This window comes from Pseudomonas campi (assembly GCF_013200955.2).
Lineage (GTDB): Bacteria > Pseudomonadota > Gammaproteobacteria > Pseudomonadales > Pseudomonadaceae > Aquipseudomonas > Aquipseudomonas campi.
This window is the reverse complement of the sequence record NZ_CP053697.2, coordinates 2210017-2232695: the sequence shown is the minus strand read 5'-3', so window position 1 is coordinate 2232695 and position 22679 is coordinate 2210017. Positions and strand designations below refer to the sequence as shown.

The 22679-nt window shown below is 64.8% G+C and carries 18 protein-coding genes; 8 read left to right on the top strand and 10 right to left on the bottom strand.

The window, feature by feature from the left end:
- Positions 1-61 precede the first annotated feature (61 nt).
- From HNE05_RS10310 to HNE05_RS10295, 4 genes are all read right to left on the bottom strand, one after another.
- Positions 62-1669 (bottom strand): carboxyl transferase domain-containing protein, encoded by a 1608-nt coding sequence (locus HNE05_RS10310; RefSeq protein WP_173206583.1) that lies wholly within the window; start codon positions 1667-1669, stop codon positions 62-64.
- A 302-nt stretch (positions 1670-1971) separates the two neighbouring features.
- Positions 1972-3135 (bottom strand): isovaleryl-CoA dehydrogenase, encoded by a 1164-nt coding sequence (locus HNE05_RS10305; RefSeq protein ID WP_173206580.1) that lies wholly within the window; start codon positions 3133-3135, stop codon positions 1972-1974.
- A 48-nt stretch (positions 3136-3183) separates the two neighbouring features.
- Positions 3184-3564 carry a MerR family transcriptional regulator gene (locus tag HNE05_RS10300; RefSeq protein ID WP_173206577.1) on the bottom strand — a complete coding sequence of 127 codons (381 nt, stop codon included), beginning with the start codon at positions 3562-3564 and terminating at the stop codon, positions 3184-3186.
- 320 nt (positions 3565-3884) lie between these two features.
- A complete protein-coding gene (locus HNE05_RS10295) occupies positions 3885-4820 on the bottom strand; it encodes a LysR family transcriptional regulator (RefSeq protein WP_173206574.1) in 936 nt (311 codons plus the stop codon).
- Between the two features lie 159 nt (positions 4821-4979).
- Between HNE05_RS10295 and HNE05_RS10290 the strand changes: the two genes are divergently transcribed.
- Entirely contained in the window at positions 4980-6209 is a 1230-nt protein-coding gene (locus HNE05_RS10290; RefSeq protein WP_173206571.1) for an acyl-CoA dehydrogenase, read from the top strand.
- Positions 6210-6326: 117 nt separating this feature from the next.
- Here the strand turns inward: HNE05_RS10290 and HNE05_RS10285 are convergent, their stop codons facing one another.
- The 4 genes from HNE05_RS10285 to xthA all read right to left on the bottom strand — a co-directional run bounded on the left by HNE05_RS10285 (position 6327) and on the right by xthA (position 10318).
- Positions 6327-6509 carry a hypothetical protein gene (locus HNE05_RS10285; protein WP_173206568.1) on the bottom strand — a complete coding sequence of 61 codons (183 nt, stop codon included), beginning with the start codon at positions 6507-6509 and terminating at the stop codon, positions 6327-6329.
- Positions 6509-7501, bottom strand: a complete 993-nt coding sequence (locus tag HNE05_RS10280) for a TerC family protein (RefSeq protein WP_173206565.1) — start codon at positions 7499-7501, stop codon at positions 6509-6511. The genes HNE05_RS10285 and HNE05_RS10280 overlap by 1 nt, the downstream gene beginning before the upstream one ends.
- A 218-nt stretch (positions 7502-7719) precedes the next feature.
- On the bottom strand, positions 7720-9090 hold the full coding sequence (locus tag HNE05_RS10275; protein ID WP_173206561.1) for a phosphate ABC transporter substrate-binding/OmpA family protein: 1371 nt from the start codon (positions 9088-9090) through the stop codon (positions 7720-7722).
- Between the two features lie 415 nt (positions 9091-9505).
- On the bottom strand, positions 9506-10318 hold the full coding sequence (xthA, locus tag HNE05_RS10270; protein ID WP_173206558.1) for an exodeoxyribonuclease III: 813 nt from the start codon (positions 10316-10318) through the stop codon (positions 9506-9508).
- A gap of 133 nt (positions 10319-10451) precedes the next feature.
- Between xthA and HNE05_RS10265 the strand changes: the two genes are divergently transcribed.
- From HNE05_RS10265 to HNE05_RS10235, 7 genes are all read left to right on the top strand, one after another.
- Positions 10452-11093, top strand: a complete 642-nt coding sequence (locus tag HNE05_RS10265; protein ID WP_173206555.1) for a GNAT family N-acetyltransferase — start codon at positions 10452-10454, stop codon at positions 11091-11093.
- 205 nt (positions 11094-11298) lie between these two features.
- A complete protein-coding gene (gene tpx / locus HNE05_RS10260; RefSeq protein WP_173206552.1) occupies positions 11299-11799 on the top strand; it encodes a thiol peroxidase in 501 nt (166 codons plus the stop codon).
- A 158-nt stretch (positions 11800-11957) separates the two neighbouring features.
- On the top strand, positions 11958-13172 hold the full coding sequence (locus tag HNE05_RS10255; RefSeq protein WP_173206548.1) for an MdtA/MuxA family multidrug efflux RND transporter periplasmic adaptor subunit: 1215 nt from the start codon (positions 11958-11960) through the stop codon (positions 13170-13172).
- A complete protein-coding gene (locus HNE05_RS10250; protein WP_173206545.1) occupies positions 13169-16261 on the top strand; it encodes an MdtB/MuxB family multidrug efflux RND transporter permease subunit in 3093 nt (1030 codons plus the stop codon). The genes HNE05_RS10255 and HNE05_RS10250 overlap by 4 nt, the downstream gene beginning before the upstream one ends.
- A gap of 145 nt (positions 16262-16406) precedes the next feature.
- Positions 16407-19514 (top strand): efflux RND transporter permease subunit, encoded by a 3108-nt coding sequence (locus HNE05_RS10245; protein WP_173206542.1) that lies wholly within the window; start codon positions 16407-16409, stop codon positions 19512-19514.
- Positions 19511-19705, top strand: coding sequence for a hypothetical protein (locus tag HNE05_RS10240; protein WP_173206539.1), 195 nt, complete (start codon positions 19511-19513; stop codon positions 19703-19705). Before HNE05_RS10245 ends, HNE05_RS10240 begins: the two co-directional genes overlap by 4 nt.
- Positions 19702-21237, top strand: a complete 1536-nt coding sequence (locus HNE05_RS10235) for an efflux transporter outer membrane subunit (protein WP_173206536.1) — start codon at positions 19702-19704, stop codon at positions 21235-21237. The genes HNE05_RS10240 and HNE05_RS10235 overlap by 4 nt, the downstream gene beginning before the upstream one ends.
- Position 21238: 1 nt before the next feature.
- Here the strand turns inward: HNE05_RS10235 and HNE05_RS10230 are convergent, their stop codons facing one another.
- Positions 21239-21898 (bottom strand): glutathione S-transferase family protein, encoded by a 660-nt coding sequence (locus HNE05_RS10230; protein ID WP_173206533.1) that lies wholly within the window; start codon positions 21896-21898, stop codon positions 21239-21241.
- Between the two features lie 261 nt (positions 21899-22159).
- Positions 22160-22609 carry a DUF4440 domain-containing protein gene (locus HNE05_RS10225; protein WP_173206530.1) on the bottom strand — a complete coding sequence of 150 codons (450 nt, stop codon included), beginning with the start codon at positions 22607-22609 and terminating at the stop codon, positions 22160-22162.
- Positions 22610-22679 lie beyond the last annotated feature (70 nt).

Sequence of the window (22679 nt, the reverse complement as noted above, 5' to 3'; positions counted from 1 at the left end):
CCACCATCGGCGGCGAACTGGTGGATGGATAAAGCGCCATCCACCCTACGGTTCGTATCGCTTACATCCGGAACACGCCGAACTGGGTCGTCTCGATCGGCGCGTTGAGCGCGGCGGACAAGGCCAGGCCGAGCACATCGCGGGTCTGCGCCGGGTCGATCACGCCGTCGTCCCACAGCCGGGCGCTGGAGTAGTAGGGGTGACCCTGCTGTTCGTACTGGGCGAGGATCGGCTGCTTGATGCGTGCCTCTTCCTCGGCGCTGAACGGGTGGCCGGCACGTTCGCTTTGCTCGCGCTTGACCTGCACCAGCACGCCCGCGGCCTGTTCGGCGCCCATCACGCCGATCCGCGCGTTGGGCCACATCCACAGGAAGCGTGGGTCGTAGGCACGGCCGCACATGCCGTAGTTACCGGCACCGAAGCTGCCGCCGATGATCACGGTGAACTTCGGCACCTTGGCGCAGGCCACCGCGGTGACCAGCTTGGCGCCATGCTTGGCAATGCCGCCTTCCTCGTACTTCTTGCCGACCATGAAGCCGGTGATGTTCTGCAAAAACAGCAGCGGGATGCCGCGCTGGCAGGCCAGCTCGATGAAGTGCGCGCCTTTCTGCGCGGCCTCGGCGAACAGAATGCCGTTGTTGGCCAGGATGGCGATGGGGTAGCCGTGCAGGTGGGCGAAGCCGCAGACCAGGGTGGTACCGAACAGCGCCTTGAACTCATCGAACTCGCTGCCATCGACGATCCGTGCAATCACTTCGCGCACATCGAAGGGTTGCTTAGCATCGGCCGGGATCACTCCATACAGCTCATCGCTGGCATGTTTCGGTTGGATCGGTGCGCGGCTGTTGAGCACGCCCTGCTTGCGCCAGTTGAGGTTGGCGATGCTGCGCCGGGCGATGGCCAGCGCGTGTTCGTCGTCCTCGGCGTAATGATCGGCCACGCCGCTGGTCTTGCAGTGCACATCGGCGCCGCCGAGCTCCTCGGCCGTGACCACTTCGCCGGTGGCGGCCTTCACCAGTGGTGGGCCGGCGAGGAAGATGGTGGCCTGGTTGCGCACCATGATGGTCTCGTCGCTCATCGCCGGCACATAGGCGCCGCCGGCGGTGCAGGAGCCCATCACCACGGCGATCTGGGGAATCCCCATCGCGCTCATGTTGGCCTGGTTGAAGAAGATGCGGCCGAAGTGCTCGCGGTCGGGGAACACCTCGTCCTGGCGCGGCAGGTTGGCGCCGCCGGAATCCACCAGGTAGATGCATGGCAGACGGTTCTGCTGGGCGATGGTCTGGGCGCGCAGGTGCTTTTTCACGGTCAGCGGGTAGTAGCTGCCGCCTTTTACCGTGGCGTCATTGGCCACGATCATGCACTCGACGCCCTCGACCCGGCCGATACCGGCAACCACGCCGGCGGCCGGCACGTCTTCACCGTACACGCCGTGGGCGGCCAGCTGGCTGATTTCGAGGAACGGCGAGCCGATGTCCAGCAGGCGGTTGATGCGTTCGCGCGGCAGCAGCTTGCCGCGCGAGGTGTGGCGCTCCTGGGCCTTGGCGCCGCCGCCTTCGTGGACCTGGGCGAGCAGGGTGCGGAGGGCGTCGACCTGTTCGCGCATGGCCGCGCTGTTGGCGGCGAACTCAGGCGAGCGGGTGTTGATCTGGGTGTGCAGGATGGCCATGTGGCGCTCCGTGTCGTAGCCCGGATGTAATCCGGGGCAGGGGTTCCCGGATTGCATCCGGGCTACCGGCTTTTATCTCCCCTCTGCCCGGCTCTTTGTAACAGAGCGTGGGAGAGGGCCGGGGGAGAGGGGTGGGCGGGCAACTCCGTCCCTCTCTCTAACCCTCTCCCAGCTTTTTGTCATGAAGCATGGGAGAGGGGACTGTCCGTGTTGCCAGTTACGTAGGGTGGATGGCGCTTTATCCATCCACTGGTTCTGGTGGAAAACGCTTCGCGGTTTTCCACCCTACGTCAGGCGCATGCCTATTTCGTCTCGTTGTACAGCTCACGACCGATCAGCATGCGGCGGATCTCGCTGGTGCCGGCGCCGATCTCGTAGAGCTTGGCGTCGCGCAGCAGGCGGCCGGCCGGGTAGTCGTTGGTGTAGCCGTTGCCGCCGAGCAGCTGGATGGTATCGAGGGCCATCTTGGTGGCCATCTCGGCGGTGTAGAGGATCACCGCGGCGGCGTCCTTGCGCGACTCCTCGCCGCGGTCGCAGGCCTTGGCCACTGTGTACAGGTAGGACTTGGAGGCGTTCATGCCGGCGTACATGTCGGCCAGCTTGCCCTGGACCAGCTGGAACTCGCCGATCGACTGCTTGAACTGCTGGCGCTCGTGCACGTAGGGCAGCACCACGTCCATGCAGGCGCTCATGATCCCGGTCGGGCCGCCGGAGAGCACGGTGCGCTCGTAGTCCAGGCCGCTCATCAGCACCGCCACGCCACGACCTTCGCCGCCGAGGATGTTTTCCTCCGGCACTTCCACGTCCTCGAACACCAGTTCACAGGTGTTGGAGCCGCGCATGCCCAGCTTGTCGAGCTTCTGGTGGCGGGAGAAACCCTTGAGGTCGCGCTCGACGATGAATGCGGTCATGCCGCGCGAGCCGGCGTTGATGTCGGTCTTGGCATAGATCACGTAGGTGTTGGCGTCCGGGCCGTTGGTGATCCACATCTTGTTGCCGTTGAGCACGTAGCGGTCACCGCGCTTCTCGGCGCGCAGCTTCATCGACACCACGTCGGAGCCGGCATTCGGCTCGCTCATGGCCAGGGCGCCGATGTGCTCACCGGAGCACAGCTTGGGCAGGTACTTGGCCTTCTGCTCTGGGGTGCCATTCTTGCGGATCTGGTTCAGGCACAGGTTGGAGTGGGCGCCGTAGGACAGGCCGACCGAGGCCGAGGCGCGGCTGATCTCTTCCATGGCCACCACGTGGGCCAGGTAGCCCATGTTGGTGCCGCCGTATTCCTCTTCCACGGTCATGCCGAGCAGGCCCATGTCGCCGAACTTGCGCCACATGTCCATGGGGAACTCGTTGTCGCGGTCGATCTGCGCCGCACGCGGGGCCAGCTCGGCCTGGGCGAACTGGTGCACCGAGTCGCGCAGCATGTCGATGGTCTCGCCGAGACCGAAGTTGAGGGTCGGGTAGCTCATGGTTCCACCTGTGATTGTCTTTATTAGGTTTGCTAGCTAACTGCTTGTTCAGGCTTGAGTTTGTTCGAGCGCGGCGAGGCAGCGCTCCTCGGCGGTATCCAGCTCCAGCTGCATCTGCTGGATGTCCAGCAACTGCTGTTCGAGCTGGGCGCGGCGCTCGCTGATCTTGTCCATGAAGGTCTCCAGCTGTTTGCGGTTGCCACCGGCCGGGTCGTACAGCTCGATCAGCTCCTTGCACTCGGCCAGGGAGAAACCGATGCGCTTGCCGCGCAGGATCAGCTTGAGGGTGACCTTGTCTTTGGCCGTATAGATCCGCTCCTGGCCGCGCCGCTCGGGGGCGAGCATGCCTTGCTCCTCGTAGAAGCGGATGGCGCGGGTGGTGATGTCCAGCTCGCGGGCCAGGTCGGAAATACTGTAGTTGGCGGCCATGCAATGGGCTCTGCGCGGGTTGCTTTACGTAAACGTAAAGCTGGTTGACGTTAACGTCAACGTAAAAGTGCGAGGGAGGAGTCAAATGCAACAAACCTGCGAGGGCAGCCATGCTGTCATTTAAGAGGTTTTCGGGCAGGTAAAGCGCCCAGACCGTAGGAGCGAGCTCTGCTCGCGAAGCTCTATGGGGATGCCCAGTTCGCGAGCAGAGCTCGCTCCTACAGGTTTGCCGCAGCAGAAAAAACGCCGCGACTTCTTTGGGAAATCGCGGCGTTTTTCGAGCAGTATTTGTTTTAATTCAACCTGTTAACAGGTATAGCTCAGGCTTTAGCTTCGCTTTCCAGCTTCTTCTCCTGGGCGCCGATCTGCTGGGCGATCTCGATGATCTGCTCGCGCATCCAGCGGTTGGCCGGGTCCTGGTCGGTGCTTTCGTGCCAATACAGGTGGGTTTCCAGGGACGGCACGTCGTTGACCGGCAGTTGCACGTAATGCAGGCCGTGGCGGCGGGCGAAGCGCTCGGGCACGGTCATCGCCATGTCGGTGTTCTGCAGCACGGTGGAGGCCATCATGTAGTGCTGCGAACGCAGCGCCACCTTGCGTTGCAGGCCCATCTTGCCCAGCGACAGGTCGACATAGCCGAGGCCGCTGCGGCGGCTGGAGATCTGGATATGGGTCAGCGACAGGTACTCGTCCAGGCTGATCTTGTCCTTGGCCAGCGGGTGGCCCTGGCGCAGGGCGCAGACGTAGCGGTCGTCCATCAGCTTGACGTGGCGCACCTGGGTATCGGTGTTGAGCGGCGCATCGACGGCGAAATCCAGGCGCCCAGCGGCCAGCTCCTTGGTGGTTTCGCGGCGCTTGGACAGAAAGCTCTCGATCTGTACGGCCGGCGCCAGGCGGCGCAGGCGTTGGAACAGCGGTGGCAGGATGATCGCCTCGGTGAGGTCGGTCATGCTGATGCGGTAGGTCTTGTTGGCCTGTGCGGGGGTGAAGGTGCGGCTTTCCTGCACCGACACACGCAGCAGCTGCAAAGCGTTGCGCACCGGGCCGATGATGTTCTGCGCCATAGGCGTGGGCACCATGCCCTGGGCGGTGCGCACGAACAGCGGGTCATTGAAGGTTTCGCGCAGGCGCGACAGGGCGTTGGACACGGCCGGCTGGGTGATGCCGACGATCTGCCCGGCGCGCGTCAGGTTGGCTTCGGTGTAGATGGCGTCGAAGACGATGAAGAGGTTGAGGTCGACCTTGCTCAGATTCATTGCGGGCTCTCGTCATGCCGATCCAGTGCGCCGGATCATATATCAGTGATGAATGTTAATAAGCCATGAAAATAGGTTCGATAAATCAAGGTCACTGTTCTAGCATCATTTGCAGATTGAAACCACAACCTCGCCCTGGTCGTTAGAAGGTAGCTACCCATGGATTTCGCCTACTCCCCCAAAGTTCAGGAACTGCGTGAACGCGTCACCGCCTTCATGGACACCCACGTCTACCCGAACGAGGCCGTGTTCGAGCAGCAGGTCAACGAAGGTGACCGCTGGCAGCCAACCGCTATCATGGAAGAGCTGAAGAACAAGGCCAAAGCCGAAGGCCTGTGGAACCTGTTCCTGCCAGAGTCCGAGTACGGTGCCGGCCTGACCAACATGGAATACGCGCCGCTGGCCGAGATCATGGGCCGCTCGCTGATGGGCCCCGAGCCGTTCAACTGCTCGGCGCCGGACACCGGCAACATGGAAACCCTGGTGCGCTACGCCAGCGAAGCGCAGAAGCAGCAGTGGCTGGAGCCGCTGCTGCGCGGCGAGATCCGCTCGGCCTTCGCCATGACCGAGCCGGGTGTGGCCTCATCCGACGCCACCAATATGGAAGCCAACGCTGTGCGTGACGGCGACGAGTGGGTGATCAATGGCCGCAAGTGGTGGACCTCCGGCGCCTGCGACCCGCGCTGCAAGATCATGATCTTCATGGGCCTGACCAACCCGGACGCGCCGCGCCACCAGCAGCACTCGATGATCCTGGTGCCAACCGATACCCCCGGGGTGAAGATCCTCCGTGCGCTGCCGGTATTCGGCTATGACGACGCGCCGCACGGCCACGCCGAAGTGCTGTTCGAGAACGTCCGTGTGCCGTACGAGAACGTCCTGCTCGGCGAGGGCCGTGGTTTCGAGATCGCCCAGGGTCGCCTTGGCCCAGGCCGTATCCACCACTGCATGCGCTCCATCGGCATGGCCGAACGCGCCCTGGAACTGATGTGCAAGCGCGCCGTCAGCCGCACCGCCTTCGGCAAGCCGCTGGCGCGCCTGGGTGGCAACATCGACCACATCGCCAACTCGCGGATCGAAATCAACCAGGCGCGCCTGCTGACGCTGAACGCCGCCTACATGATGGACACCGTGGGCAACAAGATCGCGGCCAGCGAAATCGCCCAGATCAAGGTGGTGGCGCCCAACGTCGCGCTCAACGTGATCGATCGGGCGATCCAGATCCATGGCGGTGCCGGTGTCTCCAACGACACGCCGCTGGCCTACTTCTACGCAATGCAGCGTACCCTGCGCCTGGCCGACGGCCCGGACGAAGTGCACCGCATGGCCATCGGCAAGTTCGAGATCGGCAAGTACGTGCCGCGTGACGCGATGAAAGCCAGCCGCTGAGCCTGGCTCAGTAACGACAAGGCCCGCATTTGCGGGCCTTGTCGTTTCTACCGTTGTAGCCCGGATGCAATCCGGGAGCGGAGCCGCCTGTTTCCCGGATTGCATCCGGGCTACGTATCAGTGGCTGTCGGCGCTTTCTGCCTGCGCCTGCCGGCTCAGCCAGTCCAGGCGAATATGCATTTGCGCGGCAAAGGTGCGCGCAGCCAGCTCCTCGTGAAAGGTCAGGGCACGGCGACCCACGCGTACCCGCCATATCAGGCGGCCGTGCTGCTCCAGTGTTTCGATGCGCACATCGGGCATTAGGGTTTGCTCTCCTGGTTCTGCTCGCGGGTTTTCAGCAGCGACAACAACACACCGCCCGCCAGCAGGCCGAAGGTTACGCCAAGAGAGAGCAGGGCGGGAATCTTGCCGATCAGGCCATGCAGGAAAATCTTCCCGCCGATGAACACCAGCACCAGGGCCAGGGCGTACTTCAGGTAAATGAAACGATGCATTAGCGCGGCCAGGGCGAAGTACAGCGAGCGCAGGCCGAGGATGGCGAAGATGTTTGAGGTGTAGACGATGAACGGGTCCTGGGTGATGGCAAATACCGCCGGCACGCTGTCCACGGCGAACACCAGGTCGGCCAGTTCGATCAGGACCAGGGCGAGAAACAGCGGAGTGGCATAGAGCAGGGGATGGGGCTGCCCCGGTGGTTGCAGGCGAACGAAGAAATGTCCGTCATACAGGTGATCGGTTATGCGGAAATGCCGGCGGATAAAGCGCAGCAGCGGGTTCTGCGCCAGGTCCGGGTGATGCTCCGGGTGACTGAAGAGCATCTTCACGCCGCTGAACAACAGGAAGGCGCCGAACAGGTAGAGCATCCACTCGAAGCGCTGCACCAGCGCCGTGCCCAGGCCGATCATCAGGGCGCGCAGCACGATCACCCCGATGATGCCCCAGAACAGCACGCGGTGCTGGTAACGCCGGGGGATATCGAAGAAGCCGAGGATCAGCGCCATGACGAACACGTTGTCCATCGACAGCGATTGCTCGACCAGAAAGCCGGTGTAGAACTCCAGGGCGCTCTGGGCGCCGAGTTCATGCCAAATCCACACGCCGAACAGCACGCCGACGCTGAAGTAGCCGCTGTACAGCAGCAGGCTCTCGCGCATCTCGATCTCATGCTGGTCGCGGTGCAGTACGCCGAGATCGAATATCAGCAGGGCGATGACGATGGTGAAGAAGCTCAGCCACAGCCAGGTCGGCGTGCCAAGCATGGGGCTGGTGAGGAGACTGAGCAGGTTGTTCATGGGGCCCTCCCGTCGCTGCCTGCAGACAGTGACTCCGACATCACGGTGAAGGCTCACCGCCAGAGGGGCCCGGCGTCACTACTGGCAGGCTAGTGCGCCTGGGCGGTTGCCGCAAATTGCCGGCTGTTGCAAGGCTTGTACGGGTCCAGGGCTGCGGACCGAAACGGAAAACGCCCTGACGTGCAGGGCGTTCTCCATGGCGGCGAGGGGCTGGGCAATCAGTAGACCCAGACCTCCACGCGCCGATTCTTGCTGCGGCCTTCATCGCCGCTGTTGGCGGCCACCGGCAGCTGGGCGCCGAGCCCGGTGATGTCGCGGAAAATCACCCCGCCGCGCGACAGCTCGCGGCGCACTTCCATGGCCCGCAGCTTGGACAGCAGGGCCGAGCGGCTGGGGTCGTTCTTCGGATCGCCGAAACCGACCAGTACCACCTTGCTGTGCAGCTTGTCCTGGCTTTTCAGGTAGTCGAGCACCCGGGCGATATCGCGCTGGGCCTTGTTGTCGAGGGTGGCGCTGTTTTCCTGGAAGCGGAAATTCACCGACAGACGCTGGGCTTCGTTGGTCAGCTTCTGGTAGCTGGCCGGCATGCTCGGGCTGCCGCTGACCTTGACCGCCTGTACCGTCTGCGCGATGAAGCCGTTCTGCTCGACGATCGCCTGGCCTGCCGGGCTGTGGGCGAATTCCAGCAGGGACTTGGCCCAGGCATTCTCGGCAGTGGGCGAGGTGTAGAGGAACAGGCGGCGCGACAGCGGATAGTCCTCGGTGGCGATCAGCGTGGTGCTCGGCAGCATCGGCTGGGATTCGCCGGCGGCAATCGCCACGGCCTTGCTCTGGCGGATATAGGGCAGGCCGATGAAGCCGATGGCGCTGGGATCCTGGCTGACGCTGTCGGACAACTGGCTGCTCGACTCGAAGCGCTTGGCGCCGGCGGCGAGGCTCTTTCCATTGGCCGTCAGCACCAGCTCCTTGAAGGTGTCGTAGGTGCCTGATTTGTCATCGCGGGCATACAGGGTGATGGGGCCACCACGGCCACCCAGCTGTTCCCAGGTGCTGATTTCGCCGGCGAAGATGGCCGCGAGCTGGGCGGTGGTGAGTGCAGCCAGCGGGTTGCCCGGATGCAGGATGATGGCCAGGCCGTCGATGGCGATGATCTGTTCGGCGGCGCGGCTGCGCATGTCGCCGAGCTTGGCCAGGCTGTCGGCCTCGCCATCCTTGATCGGGCGCGAGGAGGCGGCCAATTCGGCGCTGCCGTCCTGCAGGGCGACGAAGCCGGTGCCGGAGCCGTGGGCGGCGACGGCGATGCTTACGGGGCGGCCGTTTTTGTCCTCGGCCAGCACCCGTTGTTCGTTCTCGGCGGCAGCCGGTTCGATACGGATATTGCGCAGCCCCTGTTGCTCGAACAGGCCCTGCACCAGGGCCGGACCGAGCTTGGCGCCGATGGTGTTGGAGCCCTGGATGCGCAGCACGCTGCCGGCATCGCTCGCGGCAAACACGGACCAGGGCAGGGCATAGCAGATGAAACCGAGCAACAACCAGGCATAGGCCTGGTGCCAGGAGTGCCGATCACTAACGGGCAGGGTGCGCGACATTGCAGCAAGAGCCTTCTTCGAGGGAGGGAAAGTGCCGCGCAGATTAAGACGGTTAGATTGCAGCCAGGTTACAGCGACCGCTCTGGGTCGGCGTTTTCGGCTTTGGCTGTGGTTATGTAGCGCTGTAGCCCGGATGCAATCCGGGAGCGGAGCGGCCTGCTTCCCGGATTGCATCCGGGCTACGGCCAACGCGGTGGCGGCAGGCAGACTGTAGGAGCGAGCTCTGCTCGCGAAGCTTTAGGGGGTGGCCCGTTCGCGAGCAGAGCTCGCTCCTACAGGGCGCCGGCGCAGAAAAACCGCGGCGATGCTTCGCGTTTTCCTTCAGGGAGCAGGGTGTAGGGCGGGTGAAACCCGCGTTGACCTGGCGCGGGTTGCACCCGCCCTACAGGTTATGCGCCGCGTATTGATCGCGCGCTCAGTTCAGCTCCAGCCAGATCGGCGCATGGTCAGAAGGTTTTTCCATGCCGCGCAGCTCATAGTCGACGCCGGCATCCTTGATGCGCGCCTGCAGCGCCTGGGTGGCGAGGATCACGTCGATGCGCAGGCCGCGCTTGGGTTCGTCCTCGAAGCCGCGGCTGCGGTAGTCGAACCAGCTGAAGCGGTCGTTCACCGCCGGGTTGAGCTGGCGGAAGCTGTCGACCAGGCCCCAGCCCTTGAGCGTGGCCAGCCATTCGCGCTCTTCCGGCAGGAAGCTGCATTTGCCGGTCTTCAGCCAGCGCAGGCGGTTGGGTTCGCCGATACCGATGTCGATATCTTCCGGGGAGATATTGATGTCGCCCATCACCACCAGCGCCTGCTCAGGCTTGAACTGGCTGTGCAGCAGGTTCTGCAGGTCAGCGTAGAAACGCTGCTTGGCCGGGAACTTGGTGGGATGGTCGCGGCTCTCGCCCTGGGGGAAGTAGCCGTTCATCACAGTCACCGGGTTGCCCTGGGCATCAGCGAAGGTGCCGTAGATGAAACGGCGTTGGGCGTCTTCCTCGTCACCGGGAAAACCCTTGTGTAGCTCCAGCGGTGCCTGGCGCGAGAGCAGGGCGACGCCGTAGTGGCCCTTCTGCCCGTGGTAGTGCACGTGGTAGCCGAGCGCCCGGATTTCCGCTTCCGGGAACTGCTCGTCGGAGACCTTGGTTTCCTGCAGGCCGATCACATCCGGCTGGTGCTTCTCGATCAGCGCGGCCAACTGGTGGGGGCGGGCGCGCAGGCCGTTGATATTGAAGGAAACGATCTTCATGGGCAGCTACCGACGGAGTAAAACCGCGATGCTAGCCCAGTCGTCGGGTGACGGCCAGCTCCTGGCAGGCCTTGTGGCACGGTGCTACCTTGGTCTGCGACCCGCAAAACCTATAACAAATGAGGTCAGCCCGATGCCCCATCGCACCGCCGAAGTCCGCCTGCTCGACCATGGCTACAGCCGCGAAGCCCGCTCCCTGCTGTACCACGCCTACCGTCACGACCCCACCTTCGCCTACCTGTTCGAAAGCGAGCGCCCCGGCTTCGACCAGCGTGTGCGTGCCACCGTGCGCGAGCTGGTGCAGCAGCACTTTGCCGAGGAGCTGCCGGCCATCGGCCTGCTGATCGAGGAACGTCTGGTCGGCATCGCCCTGATCGCCCCGCCAATCCGTCGCCTGGACATCACCGAGAGCTGGGGCTGGCGTCTGCGCATGCTGATGACCACCGGTTTCCGTTGCACCAAACGCTACCTGGAGTACCACGACGCGGTGCTCGCCTGCCTGCCGCCCGGCCCTTACCACGTGTTGCCGCTGATTGGCGTGCACCCGGAATTCCAGGGCCAGCACCTCGGCGAGCAACTGCTCGGCGCGTTGCACAACTGGTGCGCGGAAGATGCCGGCTCTCAGGGCGTGGTGCTGGATACCGGCAACCCGCACTATCTGGAGTTCTACAAACGCCAGGGCTACGAGGAAATCGGCGAAGTCGCGGTGGGACCGATCCGTGAGCATGTGTTCTTCCATGCCAACCCACAGGTGACGCTCAAGGCCAGCGCCTGAATCCTGCTCACGGCCTGTTCGCCAGGGTGGGTAACGCCTCCTGACCCACCGACGGCATCCGCAAAAAGGCCTGCACAATCTGCCGGCCTTTTTTGTTTGCCGGACACAATCGCGCTAACCTTCGTCACCACCGCAGGCGCATGCTTGCCGTTTTCCAGCCTTACGCTGCGGCGTCGGGCTCAACTACAACCAGAAGGACACTGAAATGGCTCAAGTAACCCTCAAGGGCAATCCGATCCAGGTTGACGGCCAACTGCCGCAAGCCGGCCAGCAGGCACCGGCGTTCAGCCTGGTGGGCACGGATCTCTCCGACGTGAGCCTGGCCAGCCTGGCCGGCAAGCGAAAAGTGCTGAACATCTTCCCCAGCGTCGACACCCCGACCTGCGCCACCTCGGTGCGCAAGTTCAACGCCGAGGCCAGCGCGCTGCCCAACACCGTGGTGCTGTGCATCTCCGCCGACCTGCCGTTCGCCCAGGCGCGTTTCTGTGGCGCCGAAGGCCTGGACAACGTGGTCAACCTGTCGACCATGCGCGGCGCTAATTTCCTCAAAGACTACGGTGTGGCCATCGCCAGCGGCCCGCTGGTTGGCGTTTCCGCCCGCGCAGTTGTGGTAGTCGACGAACAGGGCAAGGTGCTGCACAGCGAGCTGGTGGGCGAAATCGCCGATGAACCGGATTACGCTGCCGCCATCGCCGTTCTGAAGTAAGTTTCTGCAATACCTTGAAACGGCCTGCCTAGCAGGCCGTTTTCTTTTGTGGGTCAAACACTTGGTTACGTCAATGAAGGGTAAATGAGCGGTAAAGCCCTTTGCTTCACGGCTGATAGTACTTATCGTTCACGCTCCCAAGGAAAGTGACCCGGACCATGCCTGATATTCGCTCTGCATCGCGCTCTTACCGCCCCTGGCTGATTGCCCTGGCGCTGCTCGCCATCGTCCTGTTGCTGGGGTGGCTGTGGCCGGAGAAGTCTGCCGAAGAGGATGAGCGCGGCGGCCCCTGGGGGCGCGACAAAGGCCCGGTACCGGTGCGCGTCACCGAGGTCAGCCAGGGCGATTTCAATATCGAGCTCAAGGCCCTTGGTACGGTCACCGCGCTGAACACCGTGAGTGTGCGCTCGCGGGTGGACGGCGAGCTGGTCAAGGTGTTGTTCGAGGAAGGCCAGCTGGTCAAGGCCGGTGACCTGCTGGCGCAGATCGATCCGCGTGCCTACCAGGTCGCCCTGCAACAGGCCGAAGGCACCCTGGCGCAGAACCAGGCGCAGCTGAAGAACGCCGAGATCGACCTGGCCCGCTATAAAGGCCTGTACGCCGAAGACTCCATCGCCAAGCAGACCCTGGACACCCAGGAAGCGCTGGTCGGCCAGTACCGTGGCACGGTGAAGAACAACCAGGCCGCCGTCGCCGAGGCGCGCCTCAACCTCGACTTCACCCGCATCCGTGCGCCGATCGACGGCCGTCTGGGCCTGCGCCAGGTGGATGCCGGCAACCTGATCAGCAGCGGCGACACCACCGCGCTGGTGGTGATCACCCAGGTCAAGCCGATCACGGTCAATTTCACCCTGGCCGAGAACGACCTGCCGCCGGTGCTGGCGCGGGTGCGCAACAACGAGCAGCTGTTGGTGCAGGCCTGGGATCGCGGCGAGAAACAGCTGCTGGCCGAAGGCGTGCTGCACAGCCTGGACAACCAGATCGACCTCGCCACCGGCACGGTCAAGCTCAAGGCGCGTTTCGACAATGCCAGCGAGAGCCTGTTTCCCAACCAGTTCGTCAATGTCCGTCTGCGCGTGGAGACCCGCCAGGGCGCCACGCTGATTCCTTCGGCGGCCTTGCAGTTCGGTGCCCGTGGCACCTTCGTCTTCCTCCTCGATAACGAGGACAAGGTGCAGTTGCGCAAAGTCGAAGTGGGCGCCAGCGACGGTGCGCTGACCCTGATCAGTGCTGGTCTGAAAGTCGGCGAACGCCTGGTGCTGGAAGGCACCGACAAACTCAAGGACGGCAGCGAAGTGCAGGTGATCGGCGAACCCGGCGCCGTGGCCCAGCCGGCTGACAAGGGCAAAGCCGAGCAGAAGCACGACGCATGAACGCTTCGCGCCTGTTCATCCTGCGTCCGGTCGCCACCACCCTGTTGATGGTGGCGATCTTCCTCACCGGTCTGATCGCCTACCGCCTGTTGCCGGTCTCGGCGCTGCCGGAGGTGGATTACCCGACCATCCGCGTCCTCACCCTGTATCCCGGCGCCAGCCCGGAGGTGATGACCAGCGCGGTGACCGCGCCGTTGGAGCGCCAGTTCGGCCAGATGCCGGGGCTCAAGCAGATGTCCTCGACCAGCTCCGGCGGCGCCTCGGTGATCACCCTGCGCTTCACCCTGGAAGTGAACCTGGATGTGGCCGAGCAGGAGGTTCAGGCGGCGATCAACGCGGCAACCAACCTGCTGCCCAGCGACCTGCCGGCACCGCCGGTGTACAACAAGGTCAACCCGGCCGACACCCCGGTGCTGACCCTGGCGATCAGCTCGGCGAGCATGCCGCTGACCGAAGTGCATGACCTGATCGACACCCGTATGGCGCAGAAAATCGCGCAGATCAGCGGCGTCGGCCTGGTCAGCCTGGCCGGCGGCCAGCGCAAGGCGGTGCGCATCAAGGTCAACCCCGAGGCCCTGGCCAGCCATGGCCTCAACCTGTCCGATGTGCGCACGCTGATCACCGCGAGCAACGTCAACCAGCCCAAGGGCAACTTCGACGGCCCGACCCGCGTCTCGCAGCTGGATGCCAACGACCAGCTGGAGTCGGCAGAGGCCTACCTCGACCTGATCCTCAAGTACGAAAACGGCGCTGCGCTGCGCCTCAAGGATGTCTCGACGGTCATCGACGGCGCCGAGAACGAGCGCCTGGCCGCCTGGGCCGACCGCAACCAGACCGTGCTGGTGAGCATCCAGCGCCAGCCGGGCGCCAACGTCATCGAGGTGGTCGAGCGCATCCAGAAGCTGCTGCCGCAGATCACCGCCAGCCTGCCGGCCAGCGTCGAGGTCAAGCTGCTCACCGACCGCACCCAGACCATCCGCGCGGCCATCGACGACGTGCGGTTCGAGCTGATCCTGGCCATCGGCCTGGTGGTGCTGGTGACCTTCCTGTTCCTGCGCAAGCTGTCTGCCACCGTTATTCCGTCGATCGTGGTGCCGCTGTCGCTGATCGGCACCTTCGGCGTGATGTACCTGGCGGGCTTCTCGGTCAACAACCTGACCCTGATGGCGCTGACCATCGCCACCGGCTTCGTGGTCGACGACGCCATCGTCATGCTGGAGAACATCGCCCGCCATCTGGAGGAGGGCGAGACACCGCTGAACGCCGCGCTCAAGGGCGCCAAACAGATCGGCTTTACCCTGATCTCGCTGACCTTCTCGCTGATTGCGGTGCTGATCCCGCTGCTGTTCATGGCCGATGTGGTCGGGCGGCTGTTCCGCGAGTTCGCCATCACCCTGGCGGTGGCCATCCTGATTTCTCTGGTCATCTCGCTGACCCTGACGCCGATGATGTGCGCGCGCCTGCTCAAGCCCGAGAAGGCGGAAGAGCAGGGGCGTTTCTACCGCGCCAGCGGCGCCTTTATCGACGGCCTGATCGAGCGCTACGGGGTCGGCCTGCAATGGGTGCTCAAGCACCAGCCGCTGACCCTGCTGGTGGCCCTCGGTACCCTGGCGCTGACCGTGGTGCTGTATCTGGCGGTGCCCAAGGGCTTCTTCCCGGTGCAGGACACCGGGGTGATCCAGGGCATTTCCGAGGCGCCGCAGAGCATTTCCTTCGCCGCCATGAGCGAGCGCCAGCAACGTCTGGCCGCGGTGATTCTGCAGGATGAGGCGGTCGCCAGCCTGTCGTCCTATATCGGCGTGGATGGCGACAACGCCACGCTCAACAGCGGCCGCCTGCTGATCAACCTCAAGCCGCATGCCGAGCGCGAGGTCAGCGCCAGCGAGGTGATCGAGCGCCTGCGCCCGGCACTGGCGGCGATTCCCGGCATCCAACTGTACCTGCAGCCGGTGCAGGACCTGACCATCGAGGACCGGGTCAGCCGCACCCAGTTCCAGTTCAGCCTGGAGTCGCCGGATGCCGCGCTGCTGGAAGAATGGACGCCGAAACTGATCGAGGTGCTGAGCGAACAACCCGAGCTGCGTGACGTGGCCAGCGACCTGCAGAACCGTGGCCTGCAGGTGTACCTGCAGATCGACCGCGACGCCGCCTCGCGCCTGGGCGTGAGCATCAGTGACATCGACGATGCGCTGTACGACGCCTTCGGCCAGCGGCAGATCTCCACCATCTTCACCCAGGCCAGCCAGTACCGCGTGGTGCTGGAGAGTGCCGGCGCCGGCGAGCTCGGCCCGCAGGCCTTGCAGCAGGTGCATGTGGCCACCGCCAGCGGCGGCCAGGTGCCACTGGCCTCCCTGGCGCGCATCGACGAGCGTGCGGCCAGCCTGCTGGTCAACCATATCGGCCAGTTCCCGGCGGTGACCGTGTCGTTCAACCTGGCCAGTGGCGTGTCGCTGGGCGAGGCGGTGGCGGTGATCGAGCAGGTGCAGCAGGACATCGACCTGCCTGCCGGCATCCAGAGCCAGTTCCAGGGCGCCGCCGAGGCCTTCCGCGCCTCGCTGTCGAGCACCTTGCTGCTGATCCTGGCGGCCATCGTCACCATGTACATCGTGCTCGGCGTGCTCTACGAGAGCTACATCCACCCGATCACCATCCTCTCGACCTTGCCTTCGGCCGGGGTCGGCGCGCTGCTGGCGCTGCTGCTGACCGGCAACGACCTGGGCCTGATCGCCATCATCGGCATCATCCTGCTGATCGGCATCGTCAAGAAGAACGCGATCATGATGATCGACTTCGCCCTGGAGGCGGAGCGGCATCAGGGCATGGCGCCCGAGGCGGCGATCTACCAGGCGGCGCTGCTGCGGTTCCGCCCGATCCTGATGACCACCCTGGCGGCGCTGTTCGGCGCCATCCCGCTGATGCTGGCCTCGGGTTCCGGCGCCGAGCTGCGCCAGCCGCTGGGCCTGGTGATGGTCGGCGGCCTGCTGCTCAGCCAGGTGCTGACACTGTTCACCACGCCGGTGATCTACCTGTGGTTCGATCGCCTGTCGCGCCGCTATTTCGGTCGCAGCGCGGCCGGGGTGACGGTATGAGCACGCTTTTCCTCCCCTCTCCCATTCATGGGAGAGGGGCCGGGGGAGAGGGCGGGGCCCCTGCGCTGCCTGTTTCCCTCTCCCCAACCCTCTCCCATAAATGGGAGAGGGGGCTGGCCGTGCATGCATTCTGGGCGCTGTGTCGATGAACATCTCCGCGCCCTTTATCCGCCGGCCGGTGGCCACGCTGCTGCTGAGCCTGGCGATTCTGCTGCTCGGCTGGGTCAGCTTCGGCCTGCTATCGGTGGCGCCGCTGCCGAAGATGGATTTCCCGGCCATCGTGGTCAACGCCACGCTGCCGGGCGCCAGCCCGCAGGTGATGGCGTCGAGCGTGGCCACGCCGCTGGAACGCTCGCTCGGCAGCATCGCCGGGATCAGCGAGATGACCAGCCGCAGCAGCCAGGGCAGCACGCAGATCGTCATCCTCTTCGACCTCGAACGTAACGTCGACGCCGCCGCCCGCGAGGTGCAGGCGGCGATCAACGCGGCGCGCAACCTGCTGCCCAGTGGCATGCGCAGCATGCCGACCTATAAGAAGTTCAACCCGTCGCAGGCACCGATCATGGTGCTGTCGCTGACCTCGCCGCTGCTGGACAAGAGCCAGCTGTACGACGTCGCCTCCACCGTTCTGGCGCAGAAGCTGGCGCAGGTGCAGGGCGTCGGCCAGATCCAGATCGGCGGCAGTTCGCTGCCGGCGGTGCGGGTGGAGCTGCAGCCGCGCCTGCTCGATCAGTACGGCATCGCCCTCGACGAGGTGCGCAACGCCATCGTCCAGGCCAACGTCGACCGGCCCAAGGGCGCCGTGGAAGACGCCAGCCGCCACTGGCAGATCCAGGCCAACGACCAGCTGGAAAAGGCCGCCGACTACCAGCCGCTGATCATCCGCTACCAGAACAACGCGGCGGTGCGCCTGAGCGATGTGGCGACAGTCCGTGACTCGGTGGAAAACCGCTACAACAGCGGCTTCTACAACGACAACGACTCGGTGCTACTGGTGATCAACCGCCAGCCCGGCGCCAATATCATCGAAACCATCGAGGACATCCGCGCCGAGCTGCCGGCGCTGCAGGCGGTGATCCCGTCCAGCGTGCAGCTGGAAGTAGCGATGGACCGCTCGCCGGTGATTCGCGCCACCTTGCACGAGGCCGAGCGCACCCTGCTGATCGCCGTGGCCCTGGTGATCCTGGTGGTGTTCGCCTTCCTCGGTCGCTGGCGCGCCGCGCTGATCCCGGCGCTGGCGGTGCCGGTGTCGCTGGTCGGCACCTTCGCGGTGATGTACATGCTGGATTTCTCCCTCAACAACCTGTCGCTGATGGCGCTGATCATCGCCACCGGCCTGGTGGTGGACGACGCCATCGTGGTGCTGGAGAACATCTCGCGGCATATCGAGGCCGGCGAGAAGCCCATGGCGGCGGCGTTCAAGGGCGCCCAGGAAGTCGGCTTCACCCTGCTGTCGATGAACCTGTCGCTGGTCGCGGTGTTCCTCTCCATCCTGTTCATGGGCGGCATCGTCGGCAGCCTGTTCCGCGAGTTCTCCCTCACCCTGACCGTGGCGATCCTGATCTCCATGCTGGTCTCGCTGACCCTGACGCCGATGCTCTGCGCGCGCTGGCTCAAGGCCGAGGAAACCGAACGCCAGCCCGGTCGCCTGCAGCGCTTCGGTACGCGCCTGCAGGAGCGTGTGCTGGATGGCTACGCGCGCAGCCTGGACTGGGCCTTGCGCCATGCGCGGCTGACCCTGTTCAGCCTGCTGGCGACCATCGCCTTCAACGTGTTTTTGTTTATCGAAGTGCCGAAGACCTTTATGCCGCAGCAGGATACCGGCCAGCTGATCGGCTTTATCCGCGGCGACGATGGCCTGTCGTTCCAGGTCATGCAGCCGAAGATGGAGATCTACCGCCGCGGGCTGCTGGCCGATCCGGCGGTGCACAGCGTGGCGGGTTTCATCGGCGGCAGCGGCGGGATCAACAACGCCTTTCTGGTGGTGCGCCTGAAACCCATCGGCGAGCGCGGCGTATCGGCCCAGGAAGTGATCGACCGCCTGCGCGACAGCGTGCCCAAGGTGCCGGGCGGACGGCTGATGCTGATGCCCGACCAGGACCTGCAGTTCGGCGGCCGCCAGGGACGCAGCTCGGAGAACGAATACGTGTTGCTGGCGAGCAACCTGGACGACCTGCGCGAGTGGCTGCCCAAGGTGCGCGACGCCCTGGCCAAGCTGCCGGAACTGACCGATATCGACGCCAACGAAGGAGAGGGCGCCCAGCAGATCAGCCTGCAGATCGACCGCGCTACCGCGCAGCGCCTGGGCGTGGACATGGCCATGGTCACTGCGGTGCTGAACAACGCGTTCAGCCAGCGGCAGATTTCCACCATCTACGACAGCCTCAACCAGTACAGCGTGGTGATGGAGATCGATCCCACGTTCGCCGAATACCCGGAGGCGCTGGACCAGATCCAGGTGATCAGCGCCGACGGGGCGCGGGTGCCGCTGTCCAGCTTTGCCCGCTGGGAGCGCAGCCTGGAGGAGGACCGGGTCAACCACCAGGGCCAGTTCGCCGCGGAAAGCGTCGGCTATTCGCTGGCCGAGGACGTTACCCAGGAACAGGCCAACGCGGCGATCGGCAAGGCGGTGGCCGAACTGAATCTGCCGACCGAAGTGCAGGGCATACTCGGCGGTACGGGCGGCCAGTTCGAAAAGGCGGCCAAGGGCCAGCCCGGGATGATCCTGTTGGCCCTGCTGGTGGTCTATATCGTGCTCGGCATCCTCTACGAGAGCTATATCCACCCGCTGACCATCCTCTCCACGCTGCCCTCGGCCGGGGTCGGCGCGTTGCTGGCGATCATCCTCAGTGGTGGCGAGTTCAGCCTGATCTCGCTGCTCGGCCTGTTCCTGCTGATCGGCGTGGTGAAGAAGAACGCCATCCTGATGATCGACCTGGCCCTGGAGCTGGAGCGCCACGACCAGCTGAGCCCGCAGGAGTCGATCCGCCGCGCCTGTCTGCTGCGTTTCCGGCCGATCATCATGACCACCCTGGCCGCCCTGCTCGGCGCCGTGCCGCTGCTGCTGGGCATGAGCGAAGGCGCGGAAATGCGCCAGCCGCTGGGCCTGACCATCGTCGGCGGGCTGATCCTCAGCCAACTGCTGACCCTCTACACCACCCCTGTGGTCTACCTCTACCTCGACCGCCTGCGCCACCGCGTCAACCGCTGGCGCGGCGTGCGTAGCGATGCTGCCCTGGATACCCCCGTATGAAGTCTGCACTGACCGTAGGAGCGAGCTCTGCTCGCGAAGCTTTCGCCTTGCCGGGATTCGCGAGCAGAGCTCGCTCCTACAGCGGCATCACCCCCGTGGTCTACCTCGACCTTGTCCTCGACCGCCTGCGCCACCGCGTCAACCGCTGGCGCGGCGTGCGTAGTGATGCTGCCCTGGATACCCCCGTATGAAGCCTGCACTGACCGTAGGAGCGAGCTCTGCTCGCGATGCTTTTGCCTTGCCGGGATTCGCGAGCAGAGCTCGCTCCTACAGCGGCCGCCTCACGCTGTTGGCCCTGAGTCTGGCCTTGGCCAGCTGTGCCATCGGCCCTGACTACCAGCGCCCGGCTTCCGCCGAATCCGCGCAGTTCAAGCAGGCGGCCGGCTGGAAAGCGGCGGCCCCGGCCGACACCGTACTGCGCGGCAACTGGTGGGAGCTATACGGCGATGCCGAACTGAACCAACTGATCGAACGGCTCAACGCCAACAACCAGAGCCTGGCCAGCGCCGAGGCTCAGTACCGCCAGGCCAAGGCTCTGGCCCGTGGTGCGCGGGCCACGTTCTTCCCGACTATTGGCCTGGATACCGGCGTCAGCCGTGCGGGGCAGGGTGGCGGCGACAGCACCATCGGCACCACCGGCGGGGTCAGCGTCAGCGGCTCGAATGCCGCGCAGATCTCCAAGACCTATGACGCCAGCCTGGGTGTCAGCTGGGAACTGGATATCTGGGGCAAGCTGCGTCGCCAGCTGGAATCAGACAGCGCCAGCATGCAGGCCAGCGCCGCCGACCTGGCCGCTGTGCGCCTCAGCCAACAGTCCGAGCTGGTGCAGAGCTACCTGCAGCTGCGCGTGCTGGACGAACAGAAACGCCTGCTCGACGAGACCGTGGCGGCTTATCAGCAGGCGTTTCGCATCGCCGAGAACCAGTATAAGGCCGGCATCGTGCCGCGCTCCGACGTGACCCAGGCGCTGACCCAGCTGAAAAGCACCGAGGCCGAGGCGGTCGACCTGGAGTACCAGCGCGCCCAGCTGGAACATGCCCTGGCCGTGCTGGTCGGGGTGGCGCCGTCGCAGTTCGAACTGGCCGCGCGTGAGCAGGTGCCGCAGTTGCCGGCGGTGCCGCTGAGCCTGCCTTCGACTCTGCTGGAGCGCCGCCCGGATATCGCCGCCGCCGAACGTCGGGTGATTTCCGCCAACGCCTCGATCGGCGTGGCCAAGGCCGCCTACTACCCGGACCTGACCCTGAGCGCCACTGGCGGCTACCGCAGCGGCAGCCTGAATGACTGGATCAGCTCGCCCAACCGCTTCTGGTCGATCGGCCCGCAGTTCGCCATGACCCTGTTCGACGGCGGCTTGATCAGCTCCCAGGTCGAGCAGGCCGAGGCAGGCTACGACCAGACCGTGGCCGACTACCGCCTGACCGTACTGGAAGGCTTCCGCGAAGTGGAGGATTACCTGGTGCAACTGGCCGTGCTCGAGCGCGAGGCCGTGGTGCAGCAAGAGGGGCTGGATGCCGCGCGCGAATCGCTGCGGCTGATCCTCAACCAGTACAAGGCCGGCACCGTGGAGTTCACCGACGTGGTCAGCGTGCAGACCAGCGCCTTGTCCAGCGAACGCACGCGCCTGACTCTGCAGGGCAACCGCCTGACGGCCAGCGTGCAGCTGATTGCCGCCCTGGGCGGCGGCTGGGATGGTGTGACCGAGCCGATCGAACCGACCGAATAGCTCAGTCGCGCTGCGGCGCACCCAGCGGGAACAGGTGCCGGTAAGGTCGTGCCTCGTCCACCGCGCGAGCGAAGGAGGGGCGTGCCAGCAGGCGCTGGCGATAGGCGCGCAGGGTGCTGAACTCGGTGCCTATCGGCTGCACCCAGTCGGCATAGAACAACGCCGGCGCGGCCGCGCAGTCAGCCAGGCTGAAGCTTGCACCGGCGGCCCATTCGCGGTCGGCCAATTTCTCGTCGAGCCAGCGGTAGGCGGTTTCCAGCAGTTGGTGTGCCTGCGCCACGCCGTAGGCATCGCGCTGTGCTGCCGGACGCAACTGGTCGAACACGCAGGCCGTCATCGGGTTGGATACATACAGGTCGAAGCATCGGTCCATGAAGCGCACTTCCAGCGCGGCCTCGGCCTCCTCAGGCAGCAGACGGGTCGCGCCGGGGTAATGCTGCTGCAGGTATTCGATGATGATGCTCGACTCGCTCAGCGCGCGCTCCCCGTCGAGCAGCAGTGGAAAGCGCCGGAACGGCCAGTGCACCTCCAGCTCGGCCATGGCCTGCGGGTTTTCCGGGGCCAGCAGGTGCCACTCGAAGGGCGTGGCGTTTTCATAGAGGGCGATCAGCACCTTCTGGCAATAGGACGAGAAGGGGTGGGCATAGAACTGGATGGCCATGGTCGATTCCTCGGAATGGTCCGGCATGCGCTGAGCATAGTGCCGAGCGCTTCCTCCAGTAGTCGTTGCAGCTGCGGGAATTTCGACAAGTCTGCAAACAAAGGCTCAACAGCGTTATAGCGATGTGTACAACAGCTGCGGAGCGCTTTGCCCCCTCTCCCGTTTACGGGAGACGACTGCATGGATGCAGGAGGTAGGGTGAAGCAGGACGCCCGAACCGAGGGCTGGGGAGAGGGGCGTTGCCGAGAGGCTAACCGTCTCTTATGGCTGCACCACTGCCTCGATCAGACTGATCTTCGGCTCGCCATCAACCAGGCGCAGGGTGGCGGTTTCCCGGGTGCTGGTCTGCATGGTCTGACCTTGCGCCTGGTAGGACTCCTGCGTCCGGTCGATCACCGTGGCGCTTTGCCCGTCGGCAGCCACGTCGATGCTTTCGATGCTGACCGTCACCTGGTATCCGTCGATCGCGCCCCAGCCCTGCTTCAGCAGGTCGCGATACATGGTCATGTCCATATCCAGGTTGCCGCTGCGGTCCTCGATCTGCACGCGGGCATCCTCGCTCATATGGCGCAGAACTCCTTCGATATCCTGGGCCTGTGCGGCTGCCGTCAGTTCGGCGTACATGGCGCGGATGTTGTCTTCGCTAAGCCTGTTGGCGGCGTGGGCCACCGGCACGACCAGCATCATTAGCGCGAGAAGTAGCTGTTTCATCCTATGTCCCTATGCAGAGGCCTGCTCCGTGCAGGCTAGCCTAGATAGTAGGGCAACATGCCCTGGCTAG